This window comes from Bacteroides sp. AM23-12 (assembly GCF_003434395.1).
In the GTDB taxonomy this organism is placed as follows: domain Bacteria; phylum Bacteroidota; class Bacteroidia; order Bacteroidales; family Bacteroidaceae; genus Bacteroides; species Bacteroides thetaiotaomicron.
The window spans coordinates 1-14,097 of sequence record NZ_QTLF01000023.1 but is presented as its reverse complement, the minus strand read 5'-3'; the positions used below and the strand labels follow the sequence as shown (position 1 = coordinate 14,097).

Annotated in this window: 8 protein-coding genes; all 8 read right to left on the bottom strand. The window is 41.4% G+C overall.

Annotated features, from left to right (window positions below):
* Nucleotides 1–101: 101 nt before the first annotated feature.
* Nucleotides 102–2,093, bottom strand: coding sequence for a DUF4954 family protein (locus DW640_RS16865; RefSeq protein WP_008759582.1), 1,992 nt, complete (start codon nucleotides 2,091–2,093; stop codon nucleotides 102–104).
* Nucleotides 2,094–2,149: 56 nt separating this feature from the next.
* The gene (gene hflX / locus DW640_RS16860; RefSeq protein WP_062694536.1) at nucleotides 2,150–3,409 is read right to left on the bottom strand and encodes a GTPase HflX; all 1,260 of its coding nucleotides are present in this window, start codon (nucleotides 3,407–3,409) and stop codon (nucleotides 2,150–2,152) included.
* Nucleotides 3,410–3,515: 106 nt separating this feature from the next.
* Nucleotides 3,516–4,976 carry a SusD/RagB family nutrient-binding outer membrane lipoprotein gene (locus DW640_RS16855; protein ID WP_008764022.1) on the bottom strand — a complete coding sequence of 487 codons (1,461 nt, stop codon included), beginning with the start codon at nucleotides 4,974–4,976 and terminating at the stop codon, nucleotides 3,516–3,518.
* A 19-nt stretch (nucleotides 4,977–4,995) separates the two neighbouring features.
* Nucleotides 4,996–7,926: a SusC/RagA family TonB-linked outer membrane protein gene (locus DW640_RS16850; protein ID WP_238618409.1), complete on the bottom strand. Its 2,931-nt coding sequence runs from the start codon at nucleotides 7,924–7,926 to the stop codon at nucleotides 4,996–4,998.
* A gap of 440 nt (nucleotides 7,927–8,366) precedes the next feature.
* Complete coding sequence (locus tag DW640_RS16845; RefSeq protein ID WP_008759578.1) at nucleotides 8,367–8,867, bottom strand: lipid-binding protein; 501 nt, start codon at nucleotides 8,865–8,867, stop codon at nucleotides 8,367–8,369.
* Between the two features lie 10 nt (nucleotides 8,868–8,877).
* The gene (locus DW640_RS16840) at nucleotides 8,878–9,570 is read right to left on the bottom strand and encodes a BT_2262 family domain-containing protein (RefSeq protein ID WP_011108196.1); all 693 of its coding nucleotides are present in this window, start codon (nucleotides 9,568–9,570) and stop codon (nucleotides 8,878–8,880) included.
* 27 nt (nucleotides 9,571–9,597) lie between these two features.
* A complete protein-coding gene (locus tag DW640_RS16835) occupies nucleotides 9,598–11,094 on the bottom strand; it encodes a SusD/RagB family nutrient-binding outer membrane lipoprotein (protein WP_117578736.1) in 1,497 nt (498 codons plus the stop codon).
* A 12-nt stretch (nucleotides 11,095–11,106) separates the two neighbouring features.
* Nucleotides 11,107–14,082: a SusC/RagA family TonB-linked outer membrane protein gene (locus DW640_RS16830; protein WP_072066160.1), complete on the bottom strand. Its 2,976-nt coding sequence runs from the start codon at nucleotides 14,080–14,082 to the stop codon at nucleotides 11,107–11,109.
* Nucleotides 14,083–14,097 lie beyond the last annotated feature (15 nt).

Sequence of the window (14,097 nt, the reverse complement as noted above, 5' to 3'; positions counted from 1 at the left end):
TGGTGAGAATTTTTTCTCATCGAGATGAGAATGGTCTGAGAACTTTAGATCACAATAACTACTGTTAATGAGGCGACTAACCAACAAGCCGACTTTAGATTTTACTCTTGAATGGACCCGATTCTTTTGATCAATTCATTGCCAAGCGCAGTTTTGTCCTCAATATGCTTCAAGACAGCCGTCACAAACGTGTTACTTTCAAAATCACCACGTACTTGTTCGAAGTCCTGCTTCATTTCATCGTGAGAACCATCGGCTCCGAATCCTGTCATCGAAGACAGCGAGAACTCTTTGCGGGCATCATCATATACCATTTTATCAAGACCGACTACCGCCTCTTTCCACGCTTTTACGATACGGATTATGTCCTGTGCCGTTATTTCGTCCGGATTCAAGCCGTAAAACTCCTGAATCTTGTTGTAAGCCCAGGTCCATTCATACGTATAATAATTCTCATGCATTTCCGCAAAGCTGGCGTTGATGGACTTTAACCGGTTGACAGAACCATTTTCGATGCCATCGAGCAGACGGTCTATTTCACTCTTAGGAGCGATCAGTCCGGACATATCCACCCATTCGCCGGTTCCGATTTCCGTGTCCGGTTTCAGACGCTGGCGTATTTCTTCGTTACTCTGGAAATTAATGCCTTCCAGGCGTTTTATGATGGAGTTACCCAAAAACTTATGAATAGCGATCTCATAAAAACGGATACCATTATTTAAAGAGGAGTTCTTGATCTTTGCGCTCTGATAGGAATAGATTTCAGATGTTTCGCCGGATACCCGCTTAAGCTCTTTCAGAATAGAACGTCCCTTGAACATTTTCTGAATGGTGTATGGACTCAGAAGATTATAATTGATATAATCCAATCGGTTCGGGTCTTTCCGCTTGTCACGTTTCGGCCACTTCTGAGCATCGCGAATGGTACCCACACTTCTCAGATTCACTCCCGGAACCAGATAAGTCGTGTTCCGTTGCTCGATCAGATAAGAGAAAGGAAGATTGGAGGTATCGGCATGATTAACGTGACGTCCCATTACCAGAGAAAAGGCTCCGACACGTGCCGGCCATAAGATATAGGAGTCGGAGGTCGTTTTGGCCCCTCTTTCCATGGTTCCCTGATGGATAGGTCCCAATTTATACATATGGTTGCTCTGATTCGATCCCGATCCCGCATTCATAAACGAGAACATACCGGCAATCAATAAAGTCGATTTGTGGTGAGTCACCGTGAAAGGTCCCGCAAAGATGGCGCATGCCTCCCCGTTCTCTCCCTGGCAGTTACTGAAAAACAAGGAATCGGAGGCTGAATAGTTATGTCCCAGTTTGCAAGACTGACCGACAAAACAACGGGTCAGCATCGTTCCGTCATCTACTTCGGAGCCGGAAGAGATTATGAAATCATCACATATCACTCCATGTCCGATATGTACAGGCGCTGTCACATTACTGTTGACGCTACCGTTTGTCAAACGGCAAGTACCGCAGATATGGCAATAATCACCGATCCGTACATTCTTGATAGACCCTGTGTTCAGAATCATCACATGATCACCTATACTACCTACCGCAGAAGCATGCTTGTTGGAATAATAATCGGCAATCGCCTTCATGCGATTAATCAGTTCCGGACGGTGACGATACAATGCAAGTATGTATGCCTGGTGTGCCGACAATTTATCATTGATCAGCACTTCACGTCCGCCCGTTTCATTGAGCACTGTCGCTTCCACCCCATTACCAAAGGTGCTTAGCCCGTCTACCAAAATGATATCCACATTTTCAATGAAGGTATCATTTCCGATTTCATAATTAGCAATGTAGTTTTGAATGTTTTCAATGCAGCAGTTATCCCCTACTACCACATTGTGCAGAGTTACATGACGGAGTCCCGAATGTTTTCTGATCCCTCCGGGCAGTGTAAATTCGGCATCAAATACGCCTAATTTCACTTCACCCGAAAAGCGGGTATGGTGAACATACTCACAGTTAAACCCCTCGGCAACCAAAACATTTCCCCAATCATCAGCCAGACACGACTGGCTCTTCAACTGAAGCACTTCGTCCTCAGTCAATTTACGATAGTCTTTCATATAGATAAAAATAGATATGTACCGCCTCCCCCAATCAGTAAGCGGTACATTGATTATTATTCTTCCTCTTCGTAAGTCTGATAAAGAAAATCGTTATAGGGGTACTTTTGAACATGCAATTCTTTCACTCGCTGATAAACTACATCTTTCAGTTCGTCTATATTGATTCGTTCGCGGGCGGAAATAAAGAGGCAGTTGTCCTCCATCTTTGCCATCCACGTCTTCATCAGTTCTTCGAGTGTTAAGTTTTCCTTTGTTCGGGGGGTAAGGTCGTCCGGCGCCTTCTCCACGTAGGTGTAGGCGTCTATTTTATTGAATATAAGTATCATGGGTTTGCCACCGCCGCCAATGTCGGCAAGTGTCCTGTTCACCACTTCGATCTGTTCTTCGAATCCGGGGTGAGAGATGTCTACTACATGCACCAGTAAATCGGCTTCACGTACCTCATCCAAAGTCGATTTGAATGAGTCTACCAGGTCAGTGGGCAACTTACGGATAAATCCGACTGTGTCCGACAGAAGAAACGGCAGGTTATCGATGATCACTTTGCGTACCGTTGTATCAAGCGTAGCGAACAGCTTGTTTTCGGCAAACACTTCGCTCTTTGCCAGCAAGTTCATGATGGTCGATTTTCCAACATTTGTATAGCCGACCAATGCAACACGGATCATGCGTCCGCGGTTCTTGCGCTGTGTGGCTTTCTGTTTGTCTATTTCCGCCAGACGTTCTTTCAACAGTGACATACGGTTGAGGATGATACGGCGGTCCATTTCGAGCTGCGTTTCACCCGGTCCGCGAAGTCCCACAGAACCTCCTTTACCGCTTCCGCTACCGGAGCCACCACCCTGACGTTCCAGGTGAGTCCAGAGTCGTTGCAAACGTGGTAACATGTATTTGTACTGAGCCAGTTCTACCTGCGTTTTCGCATTGGCAGTCTGTGCACGCATCGCAAATATATCGAGGATCAATGAAGTACGGTCTAGTATCTTTACTTTCAGTTCGGCTTCAATGTTACGTATTTGTTTCGCGGAAAGTTCATCGTCAAAGATGACCATTCCCACTTCACGTTCTTCTTCCTCTTCTGTCCGTATATATTGTCTGATCTCTTCCAGTTTTCCTTTTCCGACATAAGTAACCGAATTGGCTGTCGGCAATTTCTGTGTAAATCGTTTCACTACCTCCGCCCCAGCCGTCTCAGCAAGGAAAGCCAATTCATCCAGATACTCGTTCGTTTTCCGCTCATCCTGCATCTGGGTAATGAGTCCGACAAGTACTGCGGTTTCTACTTTGGCTTCGGATATTATAAATTCTTTCATTCTTTAACTTCTACTATATAAATCTAAATATGGTCGCAAATATAACAAAAAAAAAGAGGACAATGTTGTATTGTCCTCTTTTTCGTAACCATTTATAATAATTCAATTATAAATCAAACCATAACTTTTCCCAAATTTTCGGAGATTCTTTCGGTGCATTGATATTAGCAGTCATCTCTTCCGGGCTATACTCCCATCTTCTGATCAGTTCTTTTGAAGTTGCATCTTCCGGCACTTGTAAGGTCGGGACTTCATTTCCAGCAGTACCAGAACGTCTCCACTGTACAAACTCCTCAAACGGACGATCCATTAAATCAATCCACTGCTGCATATGAATCTCATACAGTGCTTTCTCCTGAGTCAGCGCTGTCAATTCCGGCAAACCTGTAACATATGTATCAATATCCGCTTCCGCTACTCCATAAAATGCACATGCTTCCCGAATGCCTTTCTTATACAATTCATTAGCCTTCGACAAATTCTGAGCAACTCCCAAACCGCGCGCATAAGCTTCCGCTTCCAGAAGCAACTGCTCCTGGCAAGAGTATATTAACTCCGGTGCATCTTTTCTGAAAAGATAACTGCTCACAACAGATGATAACATATTATCTTTGTCATCAGTAACAGCAGGTTCACGGTTACCTAAGCCTCTATATACACCGTCGGCACCCGGTTCAAAATAACAAGGAATACGGGGGTCATTACGTTCCTGCATCGGCTTCAGCATATAGTTGCTGGCAAAAAACAATATCTGTGTACCGCCAACCAATTCTATAAGTTCATACTTAGGATTCTGGTTACCCGGTTCTGCAGAATAAGGGAACACCAAATTATCTGATGCTGATGATACCATGCCTCCAGCCTGTAACAACGTACCAATGGCAGTAGCTTTAGAAGGATCTTTGTCCACCATAACCATCAGTGTTCTGAACTTTAAAGATTTGGCCAAAGTCATCCATTTATTCATATCACCTTTATAATAGATATCGTATTCATCAATCGCATTGGCATCATTCAAATCCATGATCTGCAGTGCTTCATCAAGCAATGACAACACCCCATTCAATACACTTTCCTGAGAATCAAATTTCGGATACTTAATTGTTCCGTTCCAAGATTCAGTGAAAGGGATATCCCCCCATAGCATCGTCGCTTCATACATATGTTCAGCCAACAGAATCTTACACTGTGCAATAGCATTGTGATTCACCGGATCTGCTTCTTCCGCATTTTTAATAGCCAGCATCAAGTTATTACCACCGACAGAGTAGTAATGTTTCCACGTATTTCCTGTACTATAAGGGGAAATGGTATATACCGATTCATCCCAGCCACCATAATCAAGTCCACCATCAACCTGACACTGTGAACTCATTGATAACGGAATATAGAAGTCACCACCGGTACGTGTTCCGGCCCAGTTTACGGCTACATAGTTAAACAAATATCCGGGATCAACTTTCTCGGCAGTATTGGGGTCATGGTTGATATCAAGCCAGTCGCTGCATGAAGTAAATAACCCACATGTCAAAGCGCTCAATGCATATGCTAATATTTTCTTTTTCATAATCATGTTCGTTTAATTCTTACAATGTTAGTCTGAGATTAAATCCGAAACTTCTGGTAGAAGGGATACTGTTAAACTCTACACCGCCTCCGATCTGAGAAGGACCGAAGAAGTTAGCTTCCGGATCAATATGCGGCACATGATCTTTGATGATCCATAAGTTACGTGCCTCGAAGCCTAAATCCAATGATTTAACAAAGAAACTCTTAAACCATTTACGCGGAAAACTATAGGACAATTGCACTTCTCTAAGTTTCACAAATGATGCATTATAGATATTTCCTTCATTATTACTGGAGTTCGCCACATGCTGCCAGTAGTCCTGCATACTCTTCACCGGAACATCATTAGGTCTGTAAGTTCCGTCATCCTGAAGAATAACACCCGGTTCAATAAAAGAGGCATCTTCACGGTGAGCCACTGTTTCTGCAGCCAAACCACTGCTTCTCAAATTAGCTACTGTTTCCGAATATAAGGAACCTCCATGACGGATATCAATCAAGAAACTAAAAGTCAGCCCTTTATAAGTAAGTGTATTGTTGATACCCATTGTAAAGTCAGGATAAACGTCTCCCAAACGTACGTTATTGACTGTTTCTCTCAAACCTGTCTTAGAGTTGATTACATAATTACCTTGATCATCACGCTTCCAGGCAGTACCGTACAAACCGAACGAATCACCTTTGGCAGCCTTAATCTGCAAACCACTCAATCCGCTAGTCAATGTATATTCATCAAGTCCTTCAGCCAACTCTTCTACAGTCTGCTTATTAGAAGCAAACGTTGCATCCAAGTCCCATTTAAAGTTACGTGTTTCTACAGGAGTCAAGCCCAAAGTTACTTCGACACCCTTATTGGCAATCTTTCCGGCATTGATATTATTAGCAAAGTAACCTGTTGATAACGGGACATCAATACTTACAATCTGATTCTTTGTGATATTGCTATAATAAGTCATATCCAAACGAATCTTTCCACCAAAAAAACGTAAATCAGCTCCGACTTCGAATGAACTTTGGTTCTGAGGTTTCAAGTTTTCATTCGGCAGAACACGAGGCCCGGTAAAACCAACCAGTCCCATGTGTGGGAAAGTATTGACATTACCCAGATATTGCAAAAAGTAAGTACTAGCTGGAGTATATTTAAATGCCAAATTGTACGGATCTTCGTCACTACCCACATTCGCATAACTTAAACGAATCTTACCGTAATTCAGGATGTCTTTATTCTCCATCAATTCTGTGAAAATAAAGCTACCGCTGATAGATGGATAGAAATAAGAACGGTTATTAATAGGCAGAGTAGACGACCAGTCATTACGTCCTGTTACATTAATAAAAAGCATATCTTTGTATCCCAAGCTAATATCTCCGTATAAACCGACAAGACGTTTCTTTTCATAATAATTCACCGGAGTAGTAGATTTCGCATTAGTATATGTATACAATCCGTCAACTACCAGGTTCTGAGCTTGTACATTTTCATTCTTCCATTCTTCCTGATAGAGATTATGACCTACCATCGCCTTAAAATGATAATCATTGGCAAAAGTCTTCTCATAGGAAACCATTAAGTCATTATTTATAATTCTTTTATACAAATTCCAAGTCTGAAACTTACCATTTAAGGCTCCTACAGTACCCTTTGCGTAAAGTTTACGTCTTCCTTCTGTATAGAAGTCAGTTCCGGCATTGTTAGTGATAGTCAATCCTTCAATCGGCTTATAAGTCAATGTGATATTACCGATCATACGATCCAGATTATTGGTAAATTTATTCTTATTAATAATCCAGTACGGATTATTACTTTTGCCTTCCGGATCCAACGTAACCTGTTTGCCATTTTCATCAATCCAGTTCTGCTTAATATCATGAATATCAATCGTTCTTGGCAATCCATTGATTAAAGGAATCAGCAAGTTGCTATCATTTGCCCCCTGTGCCGGACGACCTTCAGAATCTGAACGTATATATTGGGCAGAGATGCGTCCTGTGAAGTTGCTAGTAAAGTTCATACCTGCATTCACAGAGAATGCATATTTGTTATAGTCAGAACCTGGCACAACACCGGTCTGATTAGTAGAAGTAAAGCTCAAACGGAAATCAGCCTTTTCACCACCTCCGGCTACTGACACATTATTAATATAGCTCATTCCGGTTTCATAGAAATCCTTCACATTATCAGGATTTGCTTTCAAGGTCACTTTATCTCCTTTATAATCTGTAAATTGCTGATCTTGTACCGATGAAATCTTCGGTCCCCATCCATTCAGCATTTTTACATTATATACTCCGTAGCTACCTTGTGCATACTCATTCTGGAAATCAGGCAATTTAAGTACATTCTCAAATCGTGTTGAAGAGTTTACCGTAACAAATACCGGTGAATTCTTCTTCCCTTTCTTAGTAGTAATAACAATTGCACCGTCTTTTGCACGTGCTCCATACAATGCAGTTGCAGCTGCACCCTTCAATACGTTAATAGATTCAATATCGTCAGAGTTGATATCTCCTGCACGGTTACCTACATCGACTATACCATTGGTTCTGTCAGGATTGTAAGAACCATTGTCAATAGGAAGTCCGTCAATAATAAATAAAGGGGAAGAAACTGTGCCAATAGAGGAAGCACCACGAATCTGTATACTTGAACTACCACCTACCGTTCCAGACGACTGTGCAATTTGCAAACCTGCAATCTTACCGGACAATGAATTAAGCACATTACTTTCACGCGCTTTAGTTATCTCATCTCCTTTTACACTGGATACTGCATAACCTAAAGATTTTTCAGATCGCTTAATACCCATAGCTGTTACCACTACCTCTTCAAGATTCTGAGAATCAGACTTTAACAAAACTTTCAAAGTAGGTTTGATTACGACTTCTTGTGTTTGCATACCAATATACGAAATCTGCAAAGTCTTTGCAGAACTAATGGATTTATATATAACTGATAATCAGTTAGGTATATAGGGGATAAATCAGTAACACCAGTCGATATTTTATCAAGCAGAAATAGCTTATATATCTATTTGACAGTTAATTACCCTAATTCAGCTAATGTTTTACTCTCTTTTATGTAATACCACTTCTCTACCGAAATGAAAACTATTTATCTTATAATCAATATTATATCTATAAAACAAGGAGCTATTATAAACAAAAAATAGTATCATGCTATAAGAGGCGCTTTTATTTGTATACAATTAATCAGGTAATGGATGTTGCTAATTAAAAACATTGTCCCATTCATTTTTCTTTTAAAGGCAAGGAAATATTGTAAATATTGGAGACTGCTTATATATTGATCTGTCTTAGTTGAGGTTAGATTGCAAAAAAAGGCTGCTCCGATCATTGGAACAGCCCTCTCTATATTTAAACTCTTCTGTTAAAAATCGTCAGCAGGGAAACCTGTTCGACGGAAGCCTGAAACTTTATAAGTTAATCCATCTTCATCGTCGTCGAATTGTACCATATATACGATACTGTCAGCAGGCATACCACTAGGAGTTGTGGCAGCTTTTTCCAGTACCTTGCCATCAGTTATTTTCACTTTGGATTCATATGTTACATTATCCACAAAGCCTGTTGTCGAGAAAGTCCTCGCTGCATAATTCACGTTTACTTTCAGTTTATATTCCCAGAAGTTTCCTAAATCATCCAACCACATTTCAGTTTCACTGTTGCTGGCTGTATTGTAAGTACTCATTTGCAGATGTCCTGCTCCGAAAGGATCTTCTACTTCTTTCCCGTCAATAAATGCATTCACTGTCACCCACCAGTCTCCTGCCATTTTTTCAACAGCAGTACCACCTGGTTCTGTATCGTTGTCGCATGCCACGAATGTAAAAGCCAGTGAAGCTAAAAGTAATATCATATATTTCTTCATAATCGTATTTTTATTGTTTTACTATAATGTCAAAAGATAGCTGACCGGCATAAGCAACAGTCCATTTCAGAGTCCCAGTCGCAGGGTCCAATAATGTATTAGTCATTTGATCCATGGAATCTCCCCAACCTGCAACATAACTTTCCAGAGGAGTAATGGTATTATCATCATTCAATTCGAATTTGCCAACCATTGCATAGTCCGGTCCATAGCCAGCACGCTGGTCATACCAGCCTCCTAAGAAATCGCTGATATAAAAAATCCCCGGTTCCATCTGGAAAATCACAATCTCATATCCACTGAAAGCTACCACAGAAGGGGCGGTACGTTTGCTTCCTTCGGCTACGGTATAAATTCCGGATTTCAAAGGAGAAGCAGTATTATCTGCCACATATACTGTTCGTGTAAATGTTTTGGCAAAACCGTCCTCGTTGTATGCCGCATATACTAAATTGTAGATTCCCGGAGTGTTGACATCAACACTACCTTTTATCTGAACAGATTCAGTAATATCTTCTCCGTTCATTTCCGCATAATATCCCGGCTCCACAAAGGGTTGCCCTTTTTCTAAAACGATCTTTTCATCACCCTCTCTTTCCAACGTAACAAAATAGGTGACTTTAGAAGTGTCATCTGTTGATTTGTCGCAAGCTCCAAAGACAAACGGCAAACATACTAATATGCTGTATATTATATTTTTCATACGTAAAACTTACTAAGTTATTGGTTACTATTTGATATCCCACCAAACCGGAGTACTTCCCGGTACCCCTGCAGGAGTATTCACATTTTGCTGACGTGCGCTTAATGGATAAGTCATACGTTTCATCAGTCCACCCGCTTCCAGACCATTAGTCCATGGGGCAACTAACTCTCCCGGAGTGTATACTGACTCATTAGCCTGTATCTGTGCTGCTGAATAAGAAGACAGTTTCGGACAATCCGTACGACGAATCTCACTCCATGCTTCCATATGATTCATATAGAAAAGAGATACCCATTTCTGCATATAAATCAAGTTTAACTTGTCTGCCTGTGTAGAAGCAGCAGACCATGCACACGCTCCTTCCAAAATGGTATTCTCTTGACCTGCAAATCCACGAACGGCAAAGTCTGCAGTTACACCTGCTTCATAAGCACTCTTTGCATTCGCATCATCATTGTGAAAACGAGCATATACCTCAGCTATCAGGAATTGTAATTCAGCCTGAGTAAAGAAATAGACAGGTTTTGTGGCTCCGATAGAGTAATCAATCGCACTTACGTTTTTGTTTTTCCAGTTGTCAGTACCCAGAATGCTTTGCATATGTGTTTTTCCTCCGGGAAGTTGACCGACATACTTTCCATCCGCATCTGTTTTACTAATACCATAAGCGATTCGAGGGTCTCCCGTGCTGCTTAAATAAGATACTAACGGATAGGCAGCACAATGATTACCGGTCAAGCCGACCGCATTCGTATTATACCATGGATTCCGTTTGTCTGTTTCATCCAAGAAACAATCCAATTTCACGTCACCGGTAAAGAATTCGTTGTTTTGTACTAAGGTCTTCACTTTCTCTGTATACGAAGCCGCATCTATGTTGGCATCAATGAAACGCAGATACATACGGAGGCGAAGAGCATTGGCAAAACCTTTCCATTGAGCGATATTTTTGTTGAATATCAAATCCGGCACATCCATACCACTTCCATCCAAAGCAGCTTCTGCCGCATCTATCTCACCTAATATACCTTTATATACTGTTTCACCCGTATCCCACTTAGGTGTGGCATTGGCATTACCTTGCAGAGCTTCCGAATAAGGTGAGTCACTGGTATTATCTACCATTATCTGAAAGGCATATGCTCTCAGTATGGTAGTGGCGAATCGGTCGGCAGGGTTTGTGGTCTTTTCCAGCACCTGCTTTGCATCTTCCAAAGCTCCTGCAAACAGGATTCTATAAGAATAATCCATTTGTTGGGAAGATTCGGTAAATGTATATTCACATAGAGTGTTATACTGATTCGACTCCGGTTTCTGTTCATAGTACTGAGCGAAAAAGCCAGCGTAATTATAAATTTCTCCGCCTACCGCCGAAGCAATGGAAGCACTGATAGAGGGGAATATCAAATCCGCCGTCACCTGATCATTCATCGGGTAGTTCGGGTCGTCATTGATGTTCAGGTCGCAACCTGCAAACAATGCTGTTGTTGCTAATGATGCATATAATAATATTTTTTTCATTTTTATTCCTGTTTAAAATTTAACCATTAAGTTGAAACCGAAACGACGTGAGCTGGGATTAGCCGTGTATTCTCCATAGTTACCTTCAAGGTCGTTACCAAATGAAGTCATTTCGGGATCAATAAATGTATTGCTGGATGGAGTCCAGACAAATAAGTTATTGCCATATGCAGACACTTTTACTGCCTGGAAAGGAGTTTTTGCCAACCATCTTTTGGGCAGGTCCCAACCTAATACAACAGAACGAAGCTTGACGTATGATTTGTCTACCAGGAAGCAGCTTCCCATATCAGAGCCACCGTCGCCCCAGTATTTATAAATGTTAGAGCTTGTAATAGGAGTTGTATTTTCTACATAAGTAACGTTTTCTCCATTCACTATTTTATTTACTGAGTTAGGAACAATCAAAGGATTACGGTCATTGTAGGCAGTCTGTATCGCGTTACCGGTAAAATAGTTTATATCTTTAGTACGTGAATACATCACTCCGCCCTGACGGATATCAAAATCAATGCCTAAGCTTATACCTTTATATTTCAAGTTAGTAGAAACACCCATTTGATATTTGTTATTCATATCTCCGCAGATTCCGAATTCGCTGGCTTCAACCGGAAGACCTGTTGATGAATTTACTACAATACGTCCTTGCGGATCACGTTCGGCTACCTGAGCCTTGAAAACACCAACAGGCATGCCTGTTATAGCGTACATACTGGTACCTCCATTGAGACCATAAATCGTTGTAATGCCACCCAATTCTTCCGGTAAACTGATCACCTTACTCCAGTTCTTTGTGAAGTTCCATGTCAGTTCCCAACTGAAATCTTTTGTTCTTATCGGAGTGCCGCTGATCAGGAGTTCTATACCACGGTTACGAATCTTACCCAGGTTCATATTCTGTGCTGTATAGCCTGAAGCAGGGTCCATAGCCAAAGAGAAAATCTGCTTATCGGTATTCCTATTATAATAAGATACGTCAAAAGAGAGGCGGTTTTTGAAGAAAGCCATATTTAAACCGACTTCAGATTCTGTGGTCATTTCCGGACTTAATGTATTACTTCCGAGTACATTTCCTGCAGAGTAAGCGTTGACACCTCCTAGAGGGAAAGTCAGAGAACCGAAAGGTATTCTATTGGAAGATTGGGCATACACAGGATTAACCATATACACATCAGCATCGTTACCTGTTTTACCCCAGCTGGCGCGTATCTTACCAAAAGTTATCACATCTTGCAGATTGTCATTCAATAATTCGCTGAAAATAAAACTACCGGTAATACCAGGATAGAAGAAACTGCGATTTTCTTTCGGAAGAGTAGAAGACCAGTCATTACGGGCAGTAACCGTTAAATAGAGCATATTCTTCCATGAACCTTCAAACTGTCCGAAAACACCCATCAGACGTCTGAGTTCCATGTGCTGTTCTACTATAGGAGTTTTGCCGGAGTTCTTCAGATTAAACCATGTAGGAATCGTTAAATCATTAACTTCTGAATATTGATAAGAGACTTTACGTTCATTGCCATTGAAACCGACCAGTGCATTGATATTAAAATCGTTAACCGGCATATTGAAATTAACCATAATATCCTGGTTTATCTCGCGACGACGGGTTATCTGCTCGGAATATTGTCCGGTTTCACCAGAGAAAGGACTGCTGGAGCCCTGACCTTCTCCATTAGGAGTACCTTCATAATAAAGAGCGTACAGATTCGGTTTTCCTTTGTCACTTTGTCCTGTTGTAGTATCCAAGCCCATACGGTACGTAAACTTGAAGTATTTCAGGAATTCATAATCCAATTGAAATTTTCCGTAGAATCTTTCAGATTCATATTCATTCAAATAGTTATTCAAAATATAATAAGGGTTCATAACTCCGTAGGGGGTATAATAATATCCCGGAGTGTTGAACGGATCATTCTGGTCTTCCAGTCCTATTATGCTGATATCTCTTGGTGTCTGATATAAAGAGTTTAGCATAGACAAACCTTGTCCCGTAGTAGCAAAGTTATTCTTTTGATAAGCGTAATTCAGTGAAGAAGAGAATGTCAACGCTCCTGCCTTATGGCTGCCGCGTGCAGAAAAAGTATATTTATCGTAGCTGTCAGCATCTGTCGGGATCATACCATCATCGCTGATCTGAGAGAATGATACATAATAATCACTTTTATCTGTAGCTCCATTGAATGAAAGGCTGTTGCTATATCTGAATCCCGCATCAAAAAAGTCTTTGATGTTATCAGGCATTGCCACATAAGGTTTCAGTTTCTGAGAGTTGTTGTACACATTACCCCACAACTGCATGGAACCATCGAAACGAGGTCCCCAGGAACCGTTCTCCAATTCTGTATGGTTGCCGTTCCATCCCATACCAAATTCATTTTGAAATTCCGGCAGACGCAGAACAGTTGACCACTGAACTCCACCGTTATACTCGATTCCAACTCCTTTTTCTTTCCGGCCGCTTTTGGTAGTAATCATGACTACACCGTTGGCAGCACGGCTACCATACAAAGCAGTGGCCGCAGCACCTTTCAAAATAGTCATGTTTGCCACATCATCCGGATTGATAGCGTTGGCACCGTTTCCAAAATCATATCCGCTATTCAAGCCATCTGTAGAGTATACGGTAGAGTTATTCAAAGGTACTCCATCCACGACATATAGTGGTTGGTTGGTACCGGAGAGTGAGCTAACTCCACGGATAATGACCGAATTAGAGGCTCCGGGGTCAGATGAAGTGCTGGAAATCTGTACACCTGCAATTTTACCTGCCAAGCTTGACATCACATCAGATGTACGGCTTTCCGCAATTTTTTCTCCACCCACTGAAGTCGCAGCATAACCTAATGCTTTTTCAGATCTTTTAATACCCATTGCTGTAACAACAACTTCATCGATCTGTTGAGCATCCGACCTAAGTACTACCTTTAAATTAGGCTTAATCGCTACTTCTTGAGTTTGCATACCGATGTACGAAATTTGCAAAGTCTTTGCAGAACT

What these genes read in the sequence shown, in the direction of transcription:
- DW640_RS16840 (WP_011108196.1), bottom strand. Translation starts at nt 9,570, where the DNA reads ATGAAAAATATAATATACAGCATATTAGTATGTTTGCCGTTTGTCTTT.
- DW640_RS16845 (WP_008759578.1), bottom strand. Translation starts at nt 8,867, where the DNA reads ATGAAGAAATATATGATATTACTTTTAGCTTCACTGGCTTTTACATTC.
- hflX (WP_062694536.1), bottom strand. Translation starts at nt 3,409, where the DNA reads ATGAAAGAATTTATAATATCCGAAGCCAAAGTAGAAACCGCAGTACTT.
- DW640_RS16855 (WP_008764022.1), bottom strand. Translation starts at nt 4,976, where the DNA reads ATGAAAAAGAAAATATTAGCATATGCATTGAGCGCTTTGACATGTGGG.
- DW640_RS16835 (WP_117578736.1), bottom strand. Translation starts at nt 11,094, where the DNA reads ATGAAAAAAATATTATTATATGCATCATTAGCAACAACAGCATTGTTT.
- DW640_RS16865 (WP_008759582.1), bottom strand. Translation starts at nt 2,093, where the DNA reads ATGAAAGACTATCGTAAATTGACTGAGGACGAAGTGCTTCAGTTGAAG.